This window comes from Blochmannia endosymbiont of Camponotus sp., from assembly GCF_023586085.1.
In the GTDB taxonomy this organism is placed as follows: Bacteria; Pseudomonadota; Gammaproteobacteria; order Enterobacterales; family Enterobacteriaceae; genus Blochmanniella.
This window is the reverse complement of the sequence record NZ_CP097757.1, coordinates 474,731-501,337: the sequence shown is the minus strand read 5'-3', so window position 1 is coordinate 501,337 and position 26,607 is coordinate 474,731. Positions and strand designations below refer to the sequence as shown.

The following is a 26,607-nucleotide window of genomic DNA, read 5'->3' as shown; positions in this document are numbered from 1 at the left end:
ACGTAACATTATTAACTCTAATCCGATGAGTTTTTATAATTTTTGCGAATGAAAGATATCATTAAAAAAGCTTTAAAATTAGGGGTGTGGAATACATTAGATGTGCAATTTTCTGATGTGTTAACTCTGCCTATTTCTGATAATAATAGATATCATATAAAAGAAGCGTTAATATTGGCTAGTGCGACATTAAGTGCTCATGTTAGACTTGGCCATGTTTGTTTACCCTTGCGTTTAATTACTTTTGATAGATTATTTCAAGGAAATCACCCTGAATTAGCCTATGTAATATATAAAAAATTAGGAAAATTATCGATAGATTCTTGGCAAGAATTGTTACTTTCTTGTTCTGCAGTTAGCGATGGGTCGAAGGTTACCCCGTTAGTATTGGAAAATAAGCGTTTGTATTTACATCACATGTGGGAAGATGAGTGCAGAGTCGCGCAGTTTTTGAATTATAAATATCAGTCAAATATTCTGCAAAAAGAAAAAATAATTTCTGTGTTAAATCAATTATTTCCTATAATTTATACAGAAATCGATTGGCACAAGATAGCTACTGCTATTGGAATAACACATCAAAGAGTGTTAATTTCTGGGGGACCTGGCACTGGAAAAACATCGATTATAGCTAAAATAATAGCGGCACTATTGCTATGTAGTAATCGTAACAACCTCAAAATAAAAATGATTGCTCCGACAGGAAAAGCAGCAGCTCTTCTAACTGAATCTTTTAAAATAAATATAAATAATATCTTACAATTAGATAAAACTTATCTACTCAGTTTACCTGAAAAAGCCACTACTTTACATAGTTTACTAGAAACACGATTATATAATAAAGATATTCAATATGATTATTTAAATCTCATGCACTTAGATCTTTTGGTTATTGATGAAGCTTCAATGATCAGTTTATCTATGTTTGCTCAGTTATTTTTGATACTTTCACCCCAAACAAGAGTTATTTTTTTTGGTGATCAATATCAATTATATCCAGTAGAACCTGGATCTGTATTTAAAGATATATGTCAATTTTCTAGTTTTCAATACTCCTATAAACGTTATCAAGAAATTATAAATCTTACAGGTTATGAACTTCCTATTGTATCTTATTCTGAGTCATCTACACATTATGATTATAACAGCATTATTGATGGTATGTGTACATTGAAGAAAAATTATCGATTTAGTGAAAGATCCGGAATTAATCAATTGGCTACTGCTATAAATTTAGGGGATTGTAATCGCGTTTTATCGTTATTGACTTCAAACGTATACAAGGATTTGTATTATATCTACGTTGTAGGAAAAGAAAGTTATATGAATATGATTATTAATTGCGCAATGGAATATTTTAATTATTTACAAAAATTGCAACATACTAAGATATCTAAAATAAATATTTTAGAATCTTTTAATCATTATCGAATATTATGTGCATTACGTGATGGTCCATTTGGCGTAATAAGAATTAATTATTGTATTGAGCAAATATTAAGCAATAAAGGATTAATTAAATTAAATAATTCTGGTAACTATATAGGTAGACCCATCATTATATTACGTAATAAACCATCTTTAGGATTGTGTAATGGAGATATTGGAGTTTTGTTACTAAATGATCAAAACAAACTGTCTGCATATTTTATTTTACCAGGAAATAGAGTAAAAGTTGTGCGGTTATATCAATTACCGGAACATGAAACTTGTTTTGCTATGACTATACACAAATCGCAAGGCTCTGAGTTTAAACATATTGCAATAATATTGCCTAACAAACATACTTCAATATTAACACGAGAATTACTGTATACTGCTGTTACTAGATCTCGTCAATGTCTTTTTTTATATGCAACAGATCATGTAATTGTACACAGCATCAATCTTGTTACACAACGTTATAGTGGTTTATATGATAGAATCAAAAAACATATAATATCATATGATTCAATAAATTAAAATTTTTATGTTTTTTATAGAGTGTATTAGATGATATCTAATACACATGATGTATAGCAACTTAAGATTTTATAAGTATTTTTTAATTAGTACATCAAATGTTCTGAATTGTTATATTATTCTATATTTCATAAAATTGAAAAAGTAATGTTCTGCAGTTTTAGTAATTTTTCTAATATCTTCCTCACTTAAGTCAAATGGGATAATTTTACGTAAATAAGGATCGTGGCTCTCTCTAAATAGGGAATATTTAGTACCTTTCCAAATTTGTATTAGTTTTTGAGATGCTTTTTTTTGGTAAGAAGGGTTTGAAGATATTTTCCTAGTATTCCAGTCAAATACATAATTCATCCACGCTCCCCCAGAACGATATAATAATAGTATTGGTGTATTTATCCCGGTACAGTAACCTAGTATTAAAATTAGTAGCAGCTTTTTTGCATGCGGTTTTGAGAAATTAGGAAAATGCCATACATCATCAACACCAAATAGTCTACTATCTCCTTTTCCTCCGATGGCACAATATGTTATATGCTCTAACCATAATAATAGTATATCTTTCATGGACAGATATTGAGGTTTCCAACGTATCAATCCATTTTTTTGAACTGTAGTTAATTGTCCAACTAGTTCAATCGTATCGAATACCAAAGAAATATCTAAATTATATTTTTCGATACAATGGTGTTCTTTTATTTGATTTGCTAATATTACCATTTTTGAGTGTTGTGTCGCCCAAAATAATTCTCCAAACGCGCCATAAGGTAAAATACCAGAAGCACATACACTATAATATAATTCATTAATATTTTTATCATAGATTAAATAATTAATTAATTTTGTATTTAGTTCGTAGCGACTTAATCCATCTACAGAAAAAGGTTCATCATTTAATAATTTTAATGTATTTTGATCAAAAAACACGTTTAAACGTTTTTGAAACCATATCCGCACTGGATGACGATAAAAATTATATAAGTCTTGAAATATTATTTTTTTTATAGTGCAATGGGGAAGTGAAGTATTAAAATTTGGGTAGATCGCTGGAGAGTTAGGTGTATTAATATTTAGTGTGGGTAGCCATTCTTTTGCAAAACTCTGTTTGTCACTGTTAGAATTGAAATTTTCGGGAGAAAAAGGAAATGGATTGTGCCATTGACATAAACGTTGACGTATATATTTTATATTAATATCTATTTCTGTATTTTTAGATTCTCTTAAATAAAAATTTAAAGCAATATATTCAAAAAGTTCATTAATTAATGAAGAAGGATAATTTATGGTATTATCATAAATTGAGTGTTCAATGAAGCTAATATATATGCGTTCTTGAGCTATTAAAAATGCTAATAAAAATGAATAACAATCTTGTTCGTATATGTTGTTGTCATTTTCCCGTGGATTTTTAGCTATTAAGTTAAAATCTGGAAGTATTGTATTTCTAGGAAATGAATGATCATTCATGCCTAAAAAACATACTACTTTACAAGGAATACAGACAGTTGGAGTAATATTACAAAAATTAATTACATTTGGTATAAATCGATGTATTATTTTATTTTGATGTAATTTATCACATAATTTTTCTCGTAAAGCTGTTATTCTGATAGATTTAGTGTATTCTGCTTGTATGCCTGATTCTAATATATTTCTACAACAATCTTTTAACAAAAGTAAAGTTTTGTTATCTCTTGATGAAGATAGCTGATCATAATAAAAAAAATCGTCAATTATCTCTTTAAAATAAAGTATCCATTTTTTTAGAGTGTAAGGGTGATTCAATCGATTTCTCCATTTTTTTAATGTTTTTAAAAATTCTCCTAATTGACCAATAATATTAGTGTGTTCTCCGATTGTTGTATCATCATATGGAAGCATTTTCTCCCATATTTTATTTTGATTTTTTATAGCATAACCTAATAACATTCGAGTTAATCCAAAATTCCAAGTATTTTGATTAGTAATAGGAAAATTAAAGTTGTGCATGGTGAAATTATCAAGACCCCACCTAATACCAGATTTAATGATCCATTGGCTTAATAATTCAATTTCTTCTTTATTCATATTAAACCGAGAAGCGATAGATGGTACTTTTAAAAATGATAGAATTTCTTCAGAAGTAAATCTACTAGATGGTATGTTAAGTATATTAAGAAAACTTGATATAATCGGATGTGTATTTTTTTTATGGTTATCTGCAATATTAAATGGTAAGTGTCGACCCTGTATGTTATTGAATATAGTTTGAATCGCTGGTGTATAACGATGTATATCAGCAGCCATTACTATGATATCTCCTGGAGTCAATAATGGATCATTTGTAATCATTAACAATAAATTGTTATGTAAGACTTCTATTTCTCGTTGAATACTATGACAAATATGACAAGTAATTGATTGATCTTCTGGTGTTAAGATATATCGTTGACGGGGTTTTAACGTTGGAATATTATTGTTAGTTTGTGTATTTGTTCTACAATTATGAAATTCTAAAATATCTTTTTGTACAATGTGAAGTACAGAATCTTTTTTAGGAATGATAAATGATTTTAGTTCAATTTTATCTTTTAGTTGAGTGAATAGAAGCAAGGTATTACGGGCAGTATTGTTCCATGAATTTAATAAAGGATGATGTACGTTATTAGTATGATTATTGTGACTATAAATATGAGTAGAAACAGATAAAGATGAGTGCAATAAATTATTACTATATAATTGGTTTGCTTGTTGTTTTGCAACATATGAATTTTGGTCAGATATATCATCAGGATTATGGTAACAAGAATTTATAAACCATAAATAAATATCTATATGGTAACTTAAAAATTTCAAAATTTTCCAATATATGGGAGGTATGGATGTTATTCCAAAGATAAATATTCTACTTGGTAGATTCCAATTTATTTTTTTTATGTTTTTAAGAAAATAGATACACTGTTGTAAAGGATTTATATTACTGTTTGATTCTTTCTGATTATATTGTGTATTTTCCAAGAAACGACGCCATATTTTTGATTGCCAAATTTGATGTGTATTATCTAAACAATCTATTATTTTATGAGATTGCCAACTATTCAACCAATCTGGACGATATATTAAATATTGGGCAAATAAGTTAACAAGTTGTTCAGAAAATTGACTGATTTTTTGTTGATTTACATCATGTTTTAGATATTTTTCTATAATAGGACAATCTTTTTGAATTTGTGTTTGAGATAATATTTTCATAAATTTCCAATACATAACAGAACGAGAAAAATTATGTACCATGGAGTCATCAGGTATTATGTTATTAACAATGTTCTTCTGTATAAAAGATGTTAAAGTCATAAATGTGATATTGCATGCGACGCCAAAGTGGTTAGCTAGTTCTATTTGTATCCATTGATCTATAATACTATGTTCTGTTAATATTATTTCAGATTGCATTGGATTAGATAATAATTTGTTCGACATGACGTTGATTAATAATTTTTTGAACAAATTAGCTTGGTTAGAATGATAAATAGTAAACATTATTTAATAAATTATTAAGGTAAAGAAGATATGTTTAGATATATTTCTTAATATATTGTTTTTATTTTTATTTATTGTAATTTTTAATTATGTTCGATAGCCTTTATAAGAAATGTAGATGATAATTATTCCGGATATGATCATAGGACACGATAAAATTTGACCCATAGTGGCTATATTGTAAATTAATCCTAAATGACTATCAGGTTGACGAAAAAACTCTGCTATAATACGAAACAAACCATAAAAAATAAGAAATAGTCCAGATACGCTACCTACAGGACGTGGTTTACAAATAAACTTATTTATGATAATAAACAAGATTATTCCTTCTAAAAACATTTCATATAATTGAGATGGGTGGCGAGGCAGCGCTCCATAACTATCAAATAGTAATTGCCATGTAGGGTGATCCGGTAGTATTAGTAAATCTTGGTATATAGAATTAGGAAATAACATAGCCCAAGGAATATCGTTGGCTATTCGGCCCCATAACTCTCCATTAATAAAATTTCCTAATCTACCTAGGCCTAGTCCAAATGGCACGGCTGGAATTACAAAGTCTGATACTTGAAAAAAAGTTAGATGTTTTTTGTAAGAAAACCACATGATTGATATAATTACTCCTATTAAACCACCATGAAAAGACATACCTCCTTCCCATATCTTAAAAATCCATAGTAAATTTTGAGTGAAAAAAGACCACTGATAAAATAATACATATCCAATACGTCCGCCTAATACAACACCGAAAAAGCACAAACATAATAAATATTCTATATCTTTTTTAGTCCATGAAATATTATTGGAACGATGTGCGCGATATAATAATGACCACATAGCATAAATAAAACCTAACCCATACATTATTCCGTACCAATATAACGAAATAGGTCCGATGGTAAAAATTATTGGATTACATGCGTGATAATAAAAATACTGCATATTTTATGATGTGCAATGTTATGAAATATATTTATTATTAGAGTCGGTGTTTAATCACAATATTACGATTGTCTAAAATTAACAAAAATTTAATTTATAACTTATATTCACACGTGTTTTTAATGAAAAGCTCATTTAATTTTTTATTAAATATATTTGATGGTATTTTATTGTTTAGAACATACAATAATTTAATTTTTAAGATATTATTCCATGAACAAATTCTTGCATTACTTTTCTGTATACATTTCTTTTAAAAAACACAACGCGACGTATAGGATACCATAAGCTAACCCATTTCCAACTATCAAATGTATAATCTTTATTATTTTTTATGTTGATTCTCGTATCCTGAGATAAAAGTTTTAATAGAAACCATTTTTGTTTTTGTCCAAAACAAATTGGTCTAATTTTCCAGCGGATTAATTGTTTAGGTAATTTATAACGTATCCAGTATTGTGTAGAAGATAAGATACATACATCTTGATAATTTAATCCGATTTCTTCAAATAGTTCTCTATACATTGCTTGTTCTGGTGTTTCTCCGACGTTAATTCCACCTTGAGGAAATTGCCAGCAATAATGTTGTTTATATCTTCGAGCCCATAGTACTTGTTCATGAGTATTACATAGCACAATGCCGACATTTAATCGATAACCATCACTGTCAATCACCAGATTTCCTCAGTTTTATTGAAATATTGTATTAATTTAGTAAATATTGTGAAAATGTGTGATTCATCATATAAAATAAAACGGATATCATAAATTATTATTAAAAGCATATGATGATCATGTATATCATTTATTGTTTATCTATTAATATTATTATCATATAACCAAATACATATATTATATGCTATCTTGTAATTATGTTTAATTCAAGAATTTTGAATATAGCTTTATGTGCTTAATAAATTAGTAATTTTCATAAAATATTTGACTAAAATTTGATTATTATTAAATTAGATTTGTTATTTAGATGATGAATACTATTAAAAAATTTAATAAAATATGTGGATTATACATTTTGTAAACATTATTAATGACGATGATTCATAGTTATTTCAACAAAAAGCACAAAAACATGAAATACACACACTGTATTTTATAAGCTTTTTATTTATATTTAAAAATATATGTAGTGAAGAATTATTTTTAAATATAAATAAAAATAAGATCAGTGAAATGTTAATTTCATTAAATTAGAGCTTTAAAAGATTAAGTAATTAAAATTAGTGTATTAGCAACTTGTATTGATATTACATTTATTATTAGATGATAATATTATCTAATAATAAACAGACTTTTTATGTAAAATTATTCTGTTGTTTCTAACATTAATAAATCTTCTAATTTTTGCTTTCGACGAATTTGGCGCATTTGTCCATTTTCAAATAGAACTTCTGGTAATAATGGACGAGTATTATAGTTAGAAGACATTGAAGCACCGTATGCACCAGTATCGTGAAATATTAAATAATCCCCTACTTTTGCTGAACAAGGTAGTTTACGTGTTAATATTGTTCCGTTCATATTTTGCGTAAAAATGTCTCCAGATTCACACAATGGACCTCCAACAACGGTATCGCGTAATGCGTCTAAAGTAATGTTTCGATTATCTCCTGGTATTAATGAAATACGATGATAGCTACCGTACATTACTGGACGCATTAGGTCATTATATCCTGCATCTATTAATATGAAATGACGACGACCCATTTCTTTTACTGCTCTAATTTGTGTAATTAATATGCCTGACTCAGCAACAAGAAATCGACCAGGTTCTATTTCTAATTTTACCGTGTGACCTAAATATTGGTTAATGCGTTTTCTTGTGTCATCCCATAAATGAAAATAATTATTTATATCCAATATTGTATCATTATCTTGATATGGTATTGTTAAACCCCCTCCAGCAGAAATAAGTTGTATATCTGTTTTATATTTTAAGATTTGTTGGGCCATGGCATTACATACTTTAGATAAGTGGCTATAGTGTACTCCAGAACCAATGTGCATGTGAAGTCCAACTAGCTGCAGATTATAATGATAGACATAAGAGAGAGCAGTTAGTATATCTTCATGCCAAATACCATGTTTGCTATTTTCTCCTCCAGTATTAGTTTTTTGATTATGTCCATGTCCAAATCCAGGATTAATACGCAACCATATTTTATGTCCAGGGGAATATGCTCCTAATTGTGCTAACATATCTATTGATCCTGCATTAACAGTAATGTTTAATTCTGAGACTCTAAATAATGTTTCTTCTTCTAAAATATCAGCAGTAAAAACTATTTCGTCACTTTGTTTTCCTGTATGAAAACCAGCTAATAATGCTCGTTCAATCTCTCCTAAAGAAACAGCGTCTACTTTAATGCCATGACTGTGCATTAATCGTAGAATATGAATATTAGAACAGGATTTTTGAGCGAATCGTATAATGTCAAATTGTTTTAATTGTGCAATACGATTGATTATGACTGATGCATCATATACCCATACTGGGCCTTTATATTTTTGATGCAATTTTATTAAACTTTTATAGTTAAGGATATTCATTTGAGTAAAGATATTATGTGTTATGTTATATTCTGAATTTCATTAAGATATGGTTTAGTATCGAAACATTTTAAAAAATTTTATCACTGAATATAGTTAAACGTAATTAGAATATAGATCTGTATTATTTAAATTTAATTAATGTTATTTGGCATTTTAACAAATACTACACCCTAAATATATTATGTAAGTGTTATACTAATTTTAGTCGTATGCTAGAAAGCATAAATATTTTATTTTGGACGAAGTGTAGGAAACAAAATTACATCACGAATAGTATGTTTATTGGTTAATAACATTACTAAACGGTCGATGCCTATTCCAATACCTGCTGTAGGAGGTAATCCATGTTCTAACGCAATTAAATAATCCTCATCGTAATTTATGTGAATATTATTATTTTTAATGTCTTTTTTTTCTTTTGCTTGTTTTAAAAAACGTTCTTTTTGATCTTCTGGATCATTTAATTCTGAAAAACCATTTCCTATTTCTTTTCCGGCAATGAAGAGCTCAAAACGATCAGCAAGTTGTGGATTATTATCGTTGCGACGTGCTAATGGAGATATCTCTATTGGATAAGAAGTGACACAGGTTGGTTGAATTATTTTTTTTTCTACTATCTCTTCAAAAATAACCATGTGTATTTTACTTAATGTCCAGTAGTTATTGATTGTAATTCCAAATAATTTTGCAATGGAAATAGCGGTGTATATATTGTCTACATTTTGGGATCTAGTTTCTGGTAGATAATAATAAATTGCTTCTTTTACGGTCATTTTAGAAAAAGGATTATTAAAGTCCAATTCATAATTGCCATAATGAACTATATTACTACCTAGTACTCGTTGTGTTACTGAGCGTAGTAAATTTTGTACTAAAACGATCATATCACGGTAATCGGCATAAGCCATATATACTTCCATCATTGTAAATTCAGGATTATGATATGAGGATATTCCTTCGTTACGAAAGTTACGATTGATTTCAAATATTCGCTCGAAACCACCTATTACTAGTTTTTTTAGATATAATTCTGGGGCAATACGTAGATACACATCGATTCCTAATTTATTATGATGTGTGATAAAAGGATTTGCTATAGCTCCCCCCGCAATTGTGTGCATCATTGGTGTTTCTACTTCCATAAAATTATTTTTTTTCATAAATTGACGTATTTCGTAAATGATTAGAGAACGTATTTTAAATATTTCTCTTGTGTCTTCATTAATAATTAAATCTAAATATCTTTGGCGATATTTTGTTTCTTGATTATTCAAACCATGAAATTTGTCTGGTAATGGACGTAATGATTTAGTTAATAATCTAATTTCTTTACAATGTATCGATAGTTCCCCAGTACGTGTTCTAAATAATGTACCACGTGCTCCTAGTATGTCGCCTAGATCCCATTGTTTTATATTTTCTTCATATACATTCATTGCTAACGAATTAGCAGTAATGTACAACTGTATGCAACCATCAACGTCTTGTAGGGTTATAAAAGATGCTTTTCCCATAATACGTTGACTTATTATGCGGCCTGCTATATTTACTTCAATGTTTAATTGTATTAATTCTGCGTTAGATGTATGTTCGTATTTTTTGTGTAATTGATTAGAAGTGGAATCACGACGAAAATCATTTGGAAACGCTACACCTTTTTCTCGAATTTGTGATAGTTTTTTTTGACGAATACTTAATTCATCATTAATATTAAGCTTTTGATATAGTTGATTTTTTGAATATAGATATTTAGGCATTATAAATCTCGCTTAGAATATTTTTTAATGCTAATTTGTATAAAATCATCTAAATCTCCATCTAAAACAGCTTTGATATTACGTTTTTCAAAACCAGTACGTAAATCTTTAACTCTAGAATTGTCTAAAATATAAGATCGTATTTGATTTCCCCAAGTAATATTTACTTTATTATCTTCTCTCATTTTTTTTTCATGATTTTTCTTTTGTAATTCAAGTTCATATAATTTAGCTTTTAGTTGTTTCATTGCTTGATTTTTATTTTTATGTTGTGAACGATCACTTTGACATTGAGTAACAGTATTTGTTGGTATATGTGTGATGCGTACTGCAGATTCTGTACGATTAACATGTTGACCTCCTGCTCCAGACGCTCGATAGACATCATAACGCAGATCTTCTGGACGAATGTGAATATTGATACTGTCATCTAATTCTGGGTATATAAATACTGAAGCAAATGAAGTATGACGTTTTCTGGCAGAGTCAAAAGGACTTTTGCGTACTAGTCTGTGTATACCAGATTCAGTGTGTAACCAGCCGTATGCATACGGTCCAATAACTTGAACAGTAGCAGATTTAATTCCGGTTATCTCTCCTGTTGATTCTTCAGTGATATCAGTTATAAAACCTTTATGATCCATCCACCGTAAATACATACGTAATAACATACCTGCCCAATCTTGTGCTTCTATACCTCCAGATCCTGATTGAATATCAACATAGCAATTAGCATGATCATATTTTCCTATAAACATACGATTAATCTCCAATTGAGATAACGTACGTTCTGAAGCAACTAATTGATCCTGAATTTCAGAAATCAAGTTGGTATCGAATTCTTCCGTTAATTCTAGTAAATCATTTAAATCCACTAAGTTTTTGTACAGCTGATCAATAATGTTAACAAAAATTTTTAAAGAAGAAGATTGTTGATTGAGAATTTTTGCTTTTTTAGGATTTTTCCAAACATCAGGTGATTTTAATTTAGTGCTAATTATTTTTAAACGTTTTTTTTTGAAATTATAGTCAAAAATCATCCTTAAACTTAAATATTCTATTTAACATAAGTTGAATATTTTGTTTAATAAGTCTTATATCCATCATAAAATTTTGTTCCTTAAAGGATATGGGTTTTATATTATATTATTCTACATATACATATGTAAAATAATATAATATAGTTAAATAGAAATTTTGATATACATATATATAAAGATATATTCATGTCATAATATCTTATTACATAAGATTAGTTTAATCTTTAATTATAAGTTTATATAAAATTTATTATACAGTCTTAATATGTATAGACTATTTTTACATTTTTTATTTGTTTTATATATCGATAATATTTTTAGTACTTACATATATAATCAATAAAATATCATTTTTCAATTATTATCATATATATTAATAACGTAATTGATATATATATTATTTAAATCGTTATATAAAGTGAAAAACTGATAGATTATTTAATTATAAAATTAATTATAAATCATAATAATCAATATTTGTAACAAATGTAATTTTATTATTTTGAAGTATGTAAATATTTAATATGATAGGATTACATAGTTTATAATATGTAATATTTATTAATATTTTTTATTTATAAGGGGACATATTATGTTGCCTAATATATTTTTTTCGAGGCAGTATCCTGTATCTTCAGAAGATTTACCACTAACATTTATATCTTTAGAAGAATGGATCTTAGTAAGATTATCTGGACGTGATGTTATACAGTATTTACATAATCAATTTACTTGTGATATCCAAAATTTGGATAAAGACGAATATAGGTTTTCAGCGTATTGTAATCCAAAAGGGAAAATGATTAGCAATATGTATGTTTTTCATCTTAAAGATAAAGAAATGGCATTTATTGAACGCTTAAACGTATGCAAAAAACAGATTGCAGAAATGAAAAAATATATAGTATCTTCTAATGTTTCTATTGCTCCTGATTATAACGTAACACTTATTGGAATTGCTGGGATGAATTCAAGAAAGTATTTAAGCATGTTTTTTCCGGTTATTCCAACCAAAAAACATGCGGTAGTACATGATAAAGATATTACTATACTATGTTTCAGCGCGCCAACAGAACGTTTTTTATTAATAATTAATAAAAGATCAACATTAGATTATTTGTTAAGTAAACAACAGCTGTATTATATACAATTTAACAATAGTCGTCAATGGGCATTATTAGATATAGAAGCAGGTTATCCGACTATTGAGTTAGAAACCAGTGAGTTGTTTGTGCCTCAAGCGGTTAATATGGATATGTTACAGGGTGTTAGTTTTAATAAAGGTTGTTATCTCGGGCAAGAATCTATTGCACGTATTCAGTATCGTGGAGGTAATAAGAAAGAGTTATATCGATTAATTGGAACCATTGATTATAAGAATAAACAAAAATTTCCTGTAGCTGGTGATTGGATAGAATTAAAACTAAATAATCAACATTGGAAAAATATTGGTGTTATTTTGCAATCTTGTCAAATTAAAAAAAATAATGTATGGTTGCAAGTAGTATTAAATAGATCAGTTTTAAACTCTTCAGAATTAAGAATTACAAATGTGAAAACTCATGATAGTTTTATTTTTTCTATTATTGATTTTAATAAATTTAAATAATTTTTAAAATTTTATATAAACATTTTTTAATCATAACGATCCCGTAGCAACCATTTTGGTAGATCATCTAAACCCATAATATAACGTAATATGCGTATTTTGGAATTGGGTATGGTGTTGATGAGATAAAAAATAAAATATTGTACATATTCTAAGAAATAATTTTTATCATGGAGTAACATGTGAATATAGGGGATATTTATAAGATTTTTAGTTATCCTATATTTTATACTACGTTCATAACATTTTAAATAATCATAACGCCCAATATCTTTATTATTTTTTCTTAGTTTCTTTAGATAATTTAATAGAATTGCTGTATCCATAAGTTCTAAATTAATATTTTGAAAAAATAAAGGACATGCAAGATATGCAGATTTTCCTAGCAGGATTAAACGATGTTTTATAAAATTATGCGCGTATTGTATTCTCGGTATAAAAATTTTATGTTTTGTATTATCATGTATAATACATTGACCTAATATATTACAGATTTTAATTAAATCATAATTAATACGTTGAGCGGGATTAGATACATATAGGTACTTTTTGGCTGCATGTGGTGGTAACAGCCAAAAAACAACGGAAAGATGTGTGTTTTTTAATGGTAATAATATTAACAAGCCATCATTATGAATGATAAAACGAAGAGTGTTTTTATGGCTTTGTTCAGTACAAATGCTAGTCGTTAATCCATAATATTTTGTATCTTTAAATAATAATGCAATATTTGTGTTTTTTCTTATTAAAGAATCGACACCATCTGCGCCTATTACTAATTTAGCTTTGAGTATGTAGTTATTATTTACTGTAATAAGCGCGAAATCTTCATGATAACTTATTGTATTAGGTGAATTTGAATCTATAAATATGATATTTCTTAATTGTCGTGCACGATTAACTAGAGCCTGATATATTAAACAGTCATCAATGATGTATCCTAGTTCAAGGTATCCCAAATAGCCGGAATTAAAAACAGTTTTTTTTATATTATTTTTTTTAAGGATTTCTAATTTATCTAATAAACTAGAAAAATGTGCTATGTCCTGGCTCCATATTTTTAGATACTGAAGTATTTTTAAACTGGTGATATTAACTAAAGACGTTGTAATATTTTGTTGATCTGTTTCAGAAATATTTGAATGATTTCTGTGTTCTATAATTGCAATACGAAAATAATCATTTAACCCACATGCTAATGCTAACCCGGAAATTCCTTGATTTATAATAAGTATGTCAAAATTTTCCACATTATTGTTTTATCTTAATAAAAATTAATCAGTTTTCCAATTTAATATCGTGTTCACTAAAAGACGTTGCAGAAAAGTACTGTAGCTAACAAAAAATAAACCTACGTTTCGAGCAAAAATTAATGGTAGATAATGATTACTGAACAAACGTACTAATCCATCGGTGATTTTAATAGTTCTATATTGATCTAAATATCTATGTTTTTGATATGTATTTAGCACAGAATAATCTCCAATATCTATATTTTGATATAATGCTTGTGTAATTATTTTTGATAATACTACAACATCACGTAATCCAAGATTAAATCCTTGTCCAGCTATAGGATGTAAATTTTGGGCTGCATTTCCAACTAACGCTAGCCTGTGACTAATGTGGCTCTGAGCGCGTGTTAGCCAGAGATCATAAAAATATCGTGTTTCTATATTTAAAATTTTTCCTAATTTCCACCCAAATATATTTTGTAGTTTTTGAGAAAATTTTTTTTTGTCCCATCTAGATACTTCTTGATGTTGTTTATTAGATATGCACCAAATCAAAAAACTAAAATTATTGGACATGGGTAATACAGCTAATGGGCCATGTTCTGTAAATTTTTCAAAAGCTCTGCCAAAATGAGGTATTTCAGTAGTAATTTTAGAAACTACAGCAATTTGTTGATAATTATACCTAAACCATTTCATACCGCAGTTAGTAGCTAGTGTTGAATTTGCGCCATCTGCTGCTACTATTAATTTTGAAACTATTTGATGACCATTATCTAAAGTGATTATGTTTTTTTTTTTCGCGTTTAATTTTTATCAGAGTAGCGGGACAATATATGGTTACACTCGATTTTTTTTGTAAAAAATTAAATAACTTTTTTCTAAAAATATTTAGCTCGACAACATAACCTAATTCTGATAATTGATGATCTTGAGCATTAATGAATACTTCATGTAATCTATTGTATTCACTAATTTCTACTTGTTTTATGACAGTAGCGCAAGAAGATAAAATTGAAGCTATATTAATTCGTATCAATTCATAATAAGCTCCTCGTGATAATGCTATTGCATGGGGAGGATATATATTCAAAGATAATTGTGTATCATAACAGTAAGGAGAATGTTGTTCTATTAAAGATATTTCTAAATCTCCTTTAGTTAATTTGCATAACATTAACGCCAGTAGCGCACCTGTCATTCCTCCACCATGTATAATAATAGACATAAAGTATTTATTTAACGCATAAATATAAAAAATTTTAATGTTTAAAAACTATAACATATAAATTAATATGATTAGATTCTATATACTAATATTTAGTATATTTTTACAGTATAGTATATTATTTAAGTGTGATGTTTAAACTGTATTGTGTATATATAAAATATCTTGGTAAAAATCAAGTATTTAATTTAAAAATATATATCGATTAAATTTAATTTGGCGCATTATTAATTTATAATAGAAGATGAAATCTATTTATATCATTAAATTATGATATATGAAATGTTATATGTTGCTAGAATATAATTATGAGTTATTGGGTTTTATAGAAAATAATCTTATGTTTTAAATGAAATTAGTGATCATTTGTAATAACCGAATTATTTGGAACTGCTTAATATATTGTAGAATTTATATATTAAGTATATTTTTATTTTGGTTCATCTGATAAGATAATTTAACTGCATAGGTGATGTGTAGATCTGCGCATAGTTTATATAAAACCTGTTATAAGGGTTTTAAAATACATAGATTTTTAGATCATATTTAAATACATATTAATTATATTAATTTTTTCAAAAAATTTTATAGTAAACCGAAAGCAGTTTTATTTTTTATTTAAGATTTATAAAATACAAGTTTTGCATGTATATAAACTATATGATACACATTGTTATATTGTACGATCACTGAAAAATCTAAAATAAAATGCCAGGAAAGAAATATGTCTGAAAAACCGATCGATATTCAAATTTTTGGCCGAACATTACGGATTAATTGTCCGTCTAAACAAAAAGATGCTTTAAATAAGGCGGTAGAAGATTTAACTAAACGTTTACAGGATTTAAAAATTAAGACAAGAGTGACTAATGCTGAACAATTAGTATTTATAGCTGCTTTAAATATATGTTATGAGTTAACCCAAGAAAAATTGAAAACACGTGAATATGCAGCTAATATTGAGCAACATATTTTATTATTACAAAAAACAATTGAAAAAGCTTTAATTACGCACGTTCATATTACTGAGCGAGTTGATGGAACACTAGAATGCTCTAAACATATATAGATCATATTTGTTCGCATTGCATGATAAAATAATTAATATGATTGAATGCATCGTATTTTACTTTAACTTTGTTTTAGAATAAAAATATATAAATTTATGATATACTACGATAATAGATAATATGTACATCTGTCATAAGAAATTATATAAAAGATCTATTCGTGAGTATATACGCATTGTGCGCCGTTCTTTAACATTTCGAGAGCAATATATAGCAGCTCAACTCATCACTAATAAGATTATGACTATGGATTACGTACATAAATCAAAACGTATAGCGGTATTTATTAATTTTGATGGAGAAATAAGGACTTCTTTACTTATTAGGACTTTATTATGTATGCATAAACAAATATATTTACCAGTTTTGCCTTATTCAGAAGATCAATGTTTATTATTTTTACGATATACGTTTTCAACGCCTCTCATATATAATCGTTTAAGTATATATGAACCTGAATGGAATGCTAATTCCATTATACCAATAGAACAACTAAATGTTATATTTGTTCCGTTAGTTGCATTTGATAATCATGGGAATCGATTAGGAATGGGTGGTGGTTTTTATGATAGAACCTTACAAAATTGGAAACATCAGAGTAATTATGTACCTATAGGGTTAGCATATGACTTTCAAAGAATACCTACTCAATTGCTTCCTATGGATCAATGGGATCTTACGTTACCAGAAATTGTCACCCCATCCTATCGTTTAATTTCAGATGTTTGTTAGATAACATATATTATTGTTCTGAAGGGTATATATTATTACTTATAATATTTTATTATTATAAATAAGTTATATTTTCTTAACATAAATGCTTAATTTTTATAATTTTCATAATGAATATTAATTAATTTAGTTTGTTGCCCAATTTTTCTGATTTTTCAGTTATACTAAAATGTGTACATTTGTTGGTATTACTGAAAATAGAACTATTTTATGGTTTATATATTTATTTAGAATTGAATTGTAAGTGTATATAAAGAATTAAATAATTGTTTTTATACCTTCTTTTGTTCCAATTAATACGATATCTGCTCGTCTTTGTGCGAATATACCAACACTTACTACTCCTGGAATATTGTTAATTTTTGTTTCTAATAACGATGCATTAGAAATTTTCATATTGTATACATCTAAAATATTATTACCATTTTCAGTAATTACATTACGCCGATATTCTGGTAAGCCACCTAAACGTACTAATTCTCTTGCCACTAATGAACGAGCCATAGGAATAACTTCTATTGGTAGTGGTCCACGTCCTAATATATTTACTTGTTTACTACTGTCAACAATACAAATAAATTTTTTAGCTGCAGCAGCAATAATTTTTTCTTTAGTTAAGGCTCCCCCTCCACCTTTAATCATTTGCATATGAGTATCAATTTCATCTGCGCTATCAACATATACGTCTAGCTCATCTAAATTATTAAGATTGTATATAGGAATACCCAATTTTTTTAATTGATTGGATGAATAGTTTGAGCTAGAAACTACACCTTCTATTTTTTCTTTTATGCTATTCAATGCTTCAATAAAATATGTAATAGTAGAACCTGTTCCTATCCCTATAATTCTGCTAGACTGAATATATTTCAAAGCTGCCCAACCTACTGATTTTTTTAATTTTTCTTTTATCATATTACACCTATACGTGGCGTATATATTGGATATTTAATGCATACTATTTTTAATTTCTATTATTTGCTCAATTTCTGACAAGGACTTTTATTTACTATATATCAAAAATGACATTTAATGTGAATTAAACTCATACATCGGACTATTGCATTATACAATGCATGGTAATTTTCTGATTTGAGCAACAAATTTTATAATTTATATTGATATTTGAATTAAATATTGTTTCTAGGTATAGCTAGCAGTATACATCGAGTTTAATTTGAAATGATTTCGGTTTTGTCGATGTATAATCTGTTTTAATATACTTAAAATTTTATGAACAAAAAATAATTATTATAAAATATTGATAGCGTTTAAAGTAGAAAATATTTTTTCTAAGTATTTAACCATTGATTTTTGTCCTGCACGAATCCAAACTCGCGGGTCATAAAATTTTTTATTTGGTTGCTCGCGTCCATGTGGGTTACCTAATTGAGTTTGGAGAAAGTGTTTATTGTATTGGTAGTATTTTAAAATTCCTTCCCAAGTAACCCATTGTATATCGGTATCAATGTTCATTTTTACAATACCATAACTGATGGCTTCTTTAATTTCTTTTTCTGTAGATCCAGACCCTCCATGAAATACTAAACTTAAAAAGTTGTTAGGTAATCCAAATTTTTTAGAAATATATTTTTGTGATCTCTGAAGTATTTTTGGATCTAATCGCACATTTCCAGGCTTATATACACCATGAACATTTCCAAATGATGCAGCTATAATGAACCGTGGGCTGATAACATGTAATTTTTCATAAGCATAAGCTATATCTTCTGGATTTGTGTATAAAAGTTCATGATTCAAATGATGATGATCAATACCATCTTCTTCCCCTCCAGTGCAACCTAATTCTATTTCTAAAGTCATATTTAATTTATCCATACGACTCAAATACTTTGAGCTAATTTCTATATTTTCTTTTAAAGATTCTTCAGATAAGTCTATCATATGAGATGAAAATAATGGGCTACCGGTTTTATGAAAATGTTTGGATCCTAAGTCTAGTAGAGCATCGATCCAAGATAAATTCTTTTTAGTGCAATGATCAGTGTGCAAAATAACAGGGATGTTATAGTGTTTAGCAATATGGTGTACGTGTAAACTTCCAGAAATAGCTCCTAATACTGCCGTAGAATTATCGTCTTTATGGTTACTTAAACCATATCCTGCCATAAAAGAAGATCCTTTTTTAGAAAACTGTAAAATAATTGGAGACCGCATATTAGATGCAGCTTCTAATGCAGCATTAATTGAATCCATACCTATACAGTTTACTGCCGGCAAAGCAAAATTATTTTTCTTTGCAAGATCAAATATCTTCTGGACATCGTTTCCAGTAACTACACCTGGTTTTATAGAATTAATAATCTTAATCATTTATTTTCTTCTTTTTTGACAAATATGTATCGATATAGTATGTATTTATATACATTCTATATGTATCTTCATATATAATACTTATTAATCTATGATATGTATACTTTTAATTATTTAATAGCATGTTTTTCAAGCAATTTTACCGATGGAAATGTTTTTCCTTCAATAAATTCTAAGAAAGCACCACCTCCGGTAGAAATATAAGAAATCTGATCAGAAACTCCAAAAAAATCAATAGCCATTAAGGTATCGCCTCCCCCAACAATAGAAAAAGCATTACTTTTAGCAATAGCATGAGATATCATTTCTGTGCCTGTTCTAAAGTTTGGAAATTCAAATACTCCAATAGGGCCATTCCAAAGAATAGTTTTAGCACATTTTAAGATATCTAATATTCTAGCAATAGACTCATCACCTAAATCAAGAATTTGCTCATCATCTTTAATATCAATTACAGCTTTCATAGTTGCTTGAGCAGTTTCTGAAAATTCTGTACTCACTCTTACGTCAGTAAGGGTAGGTATATCACAATTTTCTAAAAGTCGTTTTGCTGTAAGTATTAGTTCTTCTTCATATAAAGATTTACCTACTTTTTTTCCTTGAGCTGCTAAGAAGGTATTTGCGATACCTCCTCCTACTATAAGGTAATCTGAAATTTTTGATAAGGAGTCCAGAACAGTTAATTTAGTAGATACTTTAGATCCGCCAACTATTGCAACCATTGGTCTCATAGGATTATGTAATGCTTTACTTAAGGCTTCCAATTCTTTTTGTAGTAAGAGTCCAGAACAGGCTACAGAAACAAATTTGCTTATACCGTGCGTAGAAGCTTGTGTACGATGAGCGCTGCCAAATGCATCCATGACAAATATATCACATAACATAGCATATTTTTTTGATAAAATCTCATCATCCTTTTTTTCTCCTTTATTAAATCGTACGTTTTCTAAAATTAACAGCTCTTTTTCCATAAAGTTTGTGTTTTCTAAATAATCTGTAACTAGCCGTATTTTTTTTATATCTTGATTAATTAATTGTTTTTTTAAATATTCAACCACGGGCTGTAAAGAAAATTTTACATCATAACTTCCTTCTATTGGTCGACCTAGATGAGAAGCTACCATAACATATTTACTTTTACTTAAAGCTAATTCAATAGTAGGTAATGATGCAATAATTTTTCTATTAGAAGTAATAATTCCGTTTTTAACAGGTACATTTAAATCGGAACGAATTAAAACACGTTTATCCGTTAGGTCTAAATCACTTATTTTTATGATATTCATAATGGAAAACCTTTTATGTATAAAGAAACATATTAATAAAAGAATCATATATTAATAGTAAAAATATTTTTCTTGCGTTGTATATATTATGTTCAATAATTAAGTTTATTTTTTAACAATTAATTTTTAATAATAGTATACGATTTGGAATAAATTTAGGTTGTTATTAATTTATTAATCAATTAATAACATGAATACTTTTAAACAATTAATGTAATTATAAATAGTATATGATATACTGGTAGCATTGGTATTTATATAGAAAAATATGAAATATTTTATCAGAATATAGTCATCTTTAACTTATTTAACAATAATTTAATTTTCAAGTTATTTATGGGTTTTATATTTTAATAATATAGCGATTAAGTATAGTAGTTAGCTTAATTTTATAGTATTGATGTTGCATCAGCATCAGGTATTGAAAATATAATGTGATCTTATAAGTTAATATTGTTGTTTTTCGTATGGTTATTAATTAAAATTGTTAAATAGCTAATAATATATAAAATAAATTTTTTAGTTCTTTAATTTCGCTTGAGTATACAGGATTTCTAATCCCAATGTAGCAGCCGCTAAAGCGGTGATTTGTGCGCAATCATAAGCTGGAGCTACTTCTACTAAATCAATACCTACAATATTTAAGTTTGTAAAACTTCGTATTAATTTTAGAACACGATAACTTGTTAGTCCGCCAATTACTGGGGTCCCAGTGCCAGGCGCTATAGCTGGATCTAAGCAATCAATATCAAATGTTAAATATATTGGAAAAGATTTAACAACTGATTTTATTTTATTTATAATAATATCTGTACGCATGTCGTTAACATATTCTGCGTCTAGTACTGTAAAGCCAAAGTTATTTTTGTATTCAGTGCGAATACCAATTTGTATTGAATGTATAGGATCAATTAATTCTTCGTTTAGCGCATGTAATATAATAACACCATGATCATATTTACTATCATTGTAGTAGTAATCTGCGTGTGCATCAAAGTGTATTATTGCGATTTTTCCAAAAATTTTTGAATATGCACGTAATATAGGTAATGTGATGTAATGATCACCTCCAAGTGATAGCATTTTTTTTCCAGAAATTAGTAAATGTTCAGCATGATTTTGTAGAGAATTTACGAAATCTTTTATATTTCCAGATTTATATATTAAATCCCCGCAATCAACTATATGTAAATTTTCTCGTATATTAAAATTCCAAGGCCAACGACAATGTTCCCAGGCTAAATTTATAGATGCTTGTCGAATAGCAGTTGGTCCAAACCTACTTCCTGCGCGCCCAGAAGTAGTCATGTCAAAAGGGACCCCAGTAATTACCCAGTCACTGTTGTTATTATAAGGATCAAATTCTAATGGAAATCTGAAAAATCCAAAAGCATTTGAAAATAAAGAGTTATCACATTTATAATTTAAAGTATGCATGTATTTCTTTTGTTTAATTAATATACAAACAACTTATTATATATTAAATATAGTTTTAAGTAAAATTAAATAGAATATTAATATAAATTAATAATATTTAAATATTCATATAACTTTTTTAATAAATGTAATGTATATTAGTTTTATAACCTATAAATTTTAGGGCGTATTAAAATTAATTTATACTAAAGCATGTAATTATATCTGCATATATATGTTATATTCATTGCTTGTAATTCAAGAATTTGATTCATAGGCAATTAAATTTATAAATAAAGTGTATTGCAACTTATTATTAATTTTAATTATTTTATAAACACAAAAAATGAAGATATTTGTGAAAAATGATAAATAAAGTAAGTTTTTATTTACGTAGCTAGTGAGTATTTATTAGAATTTGGTAATTTATTTGCACGATGCAAACTATGCTGGAATAATGTTTGTGATTTTTAATAAATTAATTTAAATATATATTTGATAATGGAAGCGAATAAATGTAAATATTAAAAATTAATATAATTTTTTTGGTGTAAATAACAGATGAAAAGTATCTATATGGCAGGGGTTTTCATAAAAATGTTTGATTGCAATTTATTACTCAACAATTTTGGAATTATTTTTAAATAAATAAGATAAATTATATTATCTTGGTATCTATATATAGATGGGTTTCTACATGTAGTTTGCTTCAGTATGTTGACTATATATATAACAGATTTTGCTAATAAGTTTTATATTCTATATTTATAAGGGATAGAATGAATGGCGCAATATTTATTTACATCTGAATCTGTATCAGAAGGACATCCAGATAAAATTGCAGATCAAATTTCTGATGCTGTATTGGATTCTATCTTAGCGCAAGATCCAAGAGCGCGCGTTGCATGCGAAACATTTATCAAAACAGGTGTAGTAGTAATGGGAGGAGAAATTACCACTACTGCTTGGGTAAATATGGAAGAAATCGCTAGAAATACTATTCGTGATATTGGTTACGTTCGTTCAGATATGGGATTTGATGCAAATTCTTGTGTGATATTAAGTGTAATTAATAAACAATCTTCAGAAATTAAACATAGCATAGATCATGGTAATTTTTTAAAACAAGGGGCGGGTGATCAGGGATTAATGTTCGGATATGCTACTAATGAAACTAATGTTTTAATGCCTGCTCCGATAACATATGCGAATCTTTTGATTAAAAGAAAGTCTCAAATGAGAAAAAATGGCGTGTTACCTTGGTTAGGGTTAGACGCCAAGAGTCAGGTAACAGTTGCTTATGAAGATGGAAAGATAATTGGAATAGCAGCAGTTGTGTTGTCCATTCAACATGCTCGTGGTATAAAGTTAATAGATTTACAAGAGGCTGTGATGGAGGAAATTATTAAACCAGTGTTACCTAAAAAATGGTTGTCTGATAATACTAAATTTTTTATTAATCCTGGTGGTTGTTTTGTTGTTGGAGGACCTATTAGTGACTGTGGTTTAACTGGAAGAAAAATTATTGTGGATACTTATGGAGGCATGGCGCGTCATGGTGGAGGATCTTTTTCTGGAAAAGATCCATCAAAAGTAGATCGATCAGCCGCTTATGGAGCAAGATATGTTGCTAAAAATATTGTAGCAGCTGGTTTAGCAGATCGTTGTGAGCTTCAGGTTTCTTATGCAATTGGAATACCAAATCCAATATCTATTAGTATTGAAACTTTTGGAACAGAGAAAACCTCACATGATATTTTGATAAAGCTAATAAATAATTTTTTTGATTTCCGTCCTTATGGTTTAATTACTATGTTAGATTTGTTAAAACCAATTTATAAAGATACAGCTGTATATGGGCATTTTGGTCGTGAACATTTTCCCTGGGAGAAAGTTGATAAAGTAGAATTACTTCGTGATGCAGCTGGTTTAAAATTTATATCTCCGTAATATTTTGTATATTTATTATTTGATTAATATGTAATGAAATTGTTAGTATAGGGATTGTAACAATATTAATTATAAATTTGATTATGGGTTTATATGAATAGATTCTTATATTTATAAGAACTATGTAGATAATTGTTATTGTGTTTGTAAATAATTTTTATTCTAAATATAGTAAAATTTAAGAGGTTTATTGTAATGTGTGTATTAAACAAATACACTTTTATGCTACAAAATAGTAGAATCCATTTTTATGGATTAAGGATAATGATCTTTATAGAGAGTATTTTTATAAAGAATTTATGGAATAAAGACGAAATTGTTGTCAGTACAATAACTACATAGAATTTTATTCTGGATAGGTGATTTATTTAAATAAATTTATATTAGCAATTGATAAGGTAATTATACCCATGTGGTTAGTTGGTTATTACTAATGATTAAATTTTTTTGCACATAACACAGTTTAAATTAATTATGGCGGTTTTACAAAAACTAATTAGTTATTAAATCTTAAATTTTTTATCTTTAATAAAAGGGATTTATAAAATAATTTATGTTAACGCATGAGATAACAAATTTACAAAATTATTTTCTAATAGCTATGCCTGCTCTGAAAGATCCATTATTTAAACAGTCAGTAGTATATATTTGTGAGCATAATGATACAGGAGCTATGGGTATTGTTATCAATAAATTAGTTGAAAGATGTACAGTAGAAAATATATTACATAATTTGAAGGTTGTGTCTCCTGTACGAGATCCGTCTATTCGATTAGATAATCCAGTATTTTCTGGAGGTCCTTTGTTAGATGATCGGGGGTTTATTTTACATACTCCTAAAAAAGGTTTTGGGTCTAGTGTTAATATTTCTTCAAAAGCTATGATCACTACATCTAGAGATATCTTAGAAACTTTAGGCACTCCTAATCAACCAAAAGATGTATTAGTGGCGCTTGGTTATTCTGGTTGGTCTAAAGGTCAATTAGAACATGAATTAATGGAAAATGCTTGGCTTACTGTTCCTGCTAATGAAACAATTTTATTTCATACTCCTATTATTGCTCGTTGGCGTGCAGCTGCAAAAATATTAGGAATTGATATTCGTAATATTACTGATCAAACAGGCCATGCTTGATGTCAATTGTTAATATAATTATGGGTTTTGATTTTGGAACTAAGAATATAGGAGTAGCAATTGGTCAAAAATTGACTTGTACTGTAAGGCCTCTTACTGTATTACAATCGCAATCTGGTATACCCAATTGGGGAAAAATTAAAGATATTTATAATATATGGAAACCAGTAGCAATGATAGTAGGGTTACCTTTGAAGATAAATGGAGGAGTACAGCCTATTACAATCTTAGCAAGAAGATTTGCTAAACAATTAAAGAAACAGTTTCCTGTTACAGTCGAGATGCATGATGAGCGGTTTAGTACGAGTGAAGCACGTTTAGATTGTTTTGAAAATCATTATAATTATTTACATGCACAACAGGATATTAAAATAAATGCAATAGCAGCTGGAGTAATTTTAAAAAGTTGGTTGAATCAGTCTTTTAAAATGTGATGGAATAGTATTCCTGTACATAAGTATTTTTGAGAATAAATACTAGAGGATTTAATATGATGATAATTTTAAAATTAAATAATTATTTTGTGATTTATTGTTTGAGAGTGTTGAATAAATAATATTGAGGATAATATTATGATATTTATATTCATAAATAAGTAGTATAATTTGTGGTACGTATATACAGTTAATATTGTGAATTAAAAGTGTAGGTGGTTTTAAAAGATTTATTTTGTATGGCAGTGTGAATATGGAATCAACGATGAAAATATTTATTAATTTTTATAAGAAATAATATATTTGTATTTTTCATAACCTAATCAAAGTTAAAAGATTATACTCAATTTAGATTGGCGATTGAATTATATATGTTTTATGCATTATAAA

The 26,607-nt window shown here is 27.7% G+C and carries 20 protein-coding genes; 7 read left to right on the top strand and 13 right to left on the bottom strand.

Annotation, left to right across the window (positions count from 1 at the left end; genetic code table 11):
- The first annotated feature begins 48 nt into the window (after window positions 1-48).
- The gene (gene recD, locus M9400_RS02140) at window positions 49-1,962 is read left to right on the top strand and encodes an exodeoxyribonuclease V subunit alpha (protein ID WP_250232219.1); all 1,914 of its coding nucleotides are present in this window, start codon (window positions 49-51) and stop codon (window positions 1,960-1,962) included.
- Between the two features lie 111 nt (window positions 1,963-2,073).
- Here the strand turns inward: recD and recC are convergent, their stop codons facing one another.
- From recC to prfB, 6 genes are all read right to left on the bottom strand, one after another.
- Window positions 2,074-5,478, bottom strand: coding sequence for an exodeoxyribonuclease V subunit gamma (gene recC / locus M9400_RS02135; RefSeq protein ID WP_250232218.1), 3,405 nt, complete (start codon window positions 5,476-5,478; stop codon window positions 2,074-2,076).
- An 87-nt stretch (window positions 5,479-5,565) separates the two neighbouring features.
- On the bottom strand, window positions 5,566-6,423 hold the full coding sequence (gene lgt, locus M9400_RS02130; protein WP_250232217.1) for a prolipoprotein diacylglyceryl transferase: 858 nt from the start codon (window positions 6,421-6,423) through the stop codon (window positions 5,566-5,568).
- A 198-nt stretch (window positions 6,424-6,621) separates the two neighbouring features.
- Window positions 6,622-7,098 carry an RNA pyrophosphohydrolase gene (gene rppH, locus M9400_RS02125; protein ID WP_250232216.1) on the bottom strand — a complete coding sequence of 159 codons (477 nt, stop codon included), beginning with the start codon at window positions 7,096-7,098 and terminating at the stop codon, window positions 6,622-6,624.
- Window positions 7,099-7,743: 645 nt separating this feature from the next.
- On the bottom strand, window positions 7,744-8,988 hold the full coding sequence (gene lysA, locus M9400_RS02120; protein ID WP_250232215.1) for a diaminopimelate decarboxylase: 1,245 nt from the start codon (window positions 8,986-8,988) through the stop codon (window positions 7,744-7,746).
- Window positions 8,989-9,221: 233 nt separating this feature from the next.
- Window positions 9,222-10,748: a lysine--tRNA ligase gene (lysS, locus tag M9400_RS02115; protein ID WP_250232214.1), complete on the bottom strand. Its 1,527-nt coding sequence runs from the start codon at window positions 10,746-10,748 to the stop codon at window positions 9,222-9,224.
- Window positions 10,748-11,855 (bottom strand): peptide chain release factor 2 gene (gene prfB / locus M9400_RS02110; protein ID WP_250232213.1). Its coding sequence is split into 2 segments (ribosomal slippage): window positions 10,748-11,800 and window positions 11,802-11,855, totalling 1,107 coding nucleotides; the frame shifts between segments, so codons are not numbered across the junction. Before prfB ends, lysS begins: the two co-directional genes overlap by 1 nt.
- A 525-nt stretch (window positions 11,856-12,380) precedes the next feature.
- Between prfB and ygfZ the strand changes: the two genes are divergently transcribed.
- Complete coding sequence (ygfZ, locus tag M9400_RS02105; protein WP_250232212.1) at window positions 12,381-13,397, top strand: tRNA-modifying protein YgfZ; 1,017 nt, start codon at window positions 12,381-12,383, stop codon at window positions 13,395-13,397.
- A gap of 26 nt (window positions 13,398-13,423) precedes the next feature.
- On the opposite strand, the gene M9400_RS02100 is transcribed toward ygfZ, so the two are convergent.
- Genes M9400_RS02100 through M9400_RS02090 form a run of 3 tightly spaced genes read right to left on the bottom strand, consistent with a single transcriptional unit; the run spans window position 13,424 to window position 15,860 of the window.
- Window positions 13,424-14,647 (bottom strand): FAD-dependent monooxygenase, encoded by a 1,224-nt coding sequence (locus tag M9400_RS02100; protein ID WP_250232211.1) that lies wholly within the window; start codon window positions 14,645-14,647, stop codon window positions 13,424-13,426.
- Window positions 14,648-14,671: 24 nt separating this feature from the next.
- Window positions 14,672-15,379 carry an FAD-dependent monooxygenase gene (locus M9400_RS02095; protein WP_250232701.1) on the bottom strand — a complete coding sequence of 236 codons (708 nt, stop codon included), beginning with the start codon at window positions 15,377-15,379 and terminating at the stop codon, window positions 14,672-14,674.
- A gap of 25 nt (window positions 15,380-15,404) precedes the next feature.
- Window positions 15,405-15,860, bottom strand: coding sequence for a Rossmann-fold NAD(P)-binding domain-containing protein (locus tag M9400_RS02090; protein ID WP_250232210.1), 456 nt, complete (start codon window positions 15,858-15,860; stop codon window positions 15,405-15,407).
- A gap of 724 nt (window positions 15,861-16,584) precedes the next feature.
- Here M9400_RS02090 and zapA point away from each other — a divergent pair.
- Complete coding sequence (gene zapA / locus M9400_RS02085) at window positions 16,585-16,929, top strand: cell division protein ZapA (protein WP_250232209.1); 345 nt, start codon at window positions 16,585-16,587, stop codon at window positions 16,927-16,929.
- Window positions 16,930-17,050: 121 nt separating this feature from the next.
- Entirely contained in the window at window positions 17,051-17,662 is a 612-nt protein-coding gene (locus M9400_RS02080) for a 5-formyltetrahydrofolate cyclo-ligase (RefSeq protein WP_250232208.1), read from the top strand.
- Window positions 17,663-17,920: 258 nt separating this feature from the next.
- Here M9400_RS02080 and rpiA read toward each other — a convergent pair whose 3' ends face one another.
- The 4 genes from rpiA to speB all read right to left on the bottom strand — a co-directional run bounded on the left by rpiA (window position 17,921) and on the right by speB (window position 22,719).
- Window positions 17,921-18,577: a ribose-5-phosphate isomerase RpiA gene (gene rpiA, locus M9400_RS02075; protein WP_250232207.1), complete on the bottom strand. Its 657-nt coding sequence runs from the start codon at window positions 18,575-18,577 to the stop codon at window positions 17,921-17,923.
- A 336-nt stretch (window positions 18,578-18,913) separates the two neighbouring features.
- Complete coding sequence (gene fbaA, locus M9400_RS02070) at window positions 18,914-19,996, bottom strand: class II fructose-bisphosphate aldolase (protein ID WP_250232206.1); 1,083 nt, start codon at window positions 19,994-19,996, stop codon at window positions 18,914-18,916.
- A 110-nt stretch (window positions 19,997-20,106) separates the two neighbouring features.
- Window positions 20,107-21,282 carry a phosphoglycerate kinase gene (locus tag M9400_RS02065; protein ID WP_250232205.1) on the bottom strand — a complete coding sequence of 392 codons (1,176 nt, stop codon included), beginning with the start codon at window positions 21,280-21,282 and terminating at the stop codon, window positions 20,107-20,109.
- Window positions 21,283-21,801: 519 nt separating this feature from the next.
- Window positions 21,802-22,719 carry an agmatinase gene (speB, locus tag M9400_RS02060; protein WP_250232204.1) on the bottom strand — a complete coding sequence of 306 codons (918 nt, stop codon included), beginning with the start codon at window positions 22,717-22,719 and terminating at the stop codon, window positions 21,802-21,804.
- A 762-nt stretch (window positions 22,720-23,481) separates the two neighbouring features.
- Between speB and metK the strand changes: the two genes are divergently transcribed.
- From metK to ruvX, 3 genes are all read left to right on the top strand, one after another.
- The gene (gene metK, locus M9400_RS02055; protein WP_250232203.1) at window positions 23,482-24,648 is read left to right on the top strand and encodes a methionine adenosyltransferase; all 1,167 of its coding nucleotides are present in this window, start codon (window positions 23,482-23,484) and stop codon (window positions 24,646-24,648) included.
- A 553-nt stretch (window positions 24,649-25,201) separates the two neighbouring features.
- Entirely contained in the window at window positions 25,202-25,783 is a 582-nt protein-coding gene (locus M9400_RS02050) for a YqgE/AlgH family protein (RefSeq protein WP_250232202.1), read from the top strand.
- On the top strand, window positions 25,783-26,217 hold the full coding sequence (gene ruvX / locus M9400_RS02045) for a Holliday junction resolvase RuvX (RefSeq protein ID WP_250232201.1): 435 nt from the start codon (window positions 25,783-25,785) through the stop codon (window positions 26,215-26,217). The genes M9400_RS02050 and ruvX overlap by 1 nt, the downstream gene beginning before the upstream one ends.
- Window positions 26,218-26,607: the final 390 nt, after the last annotated feature.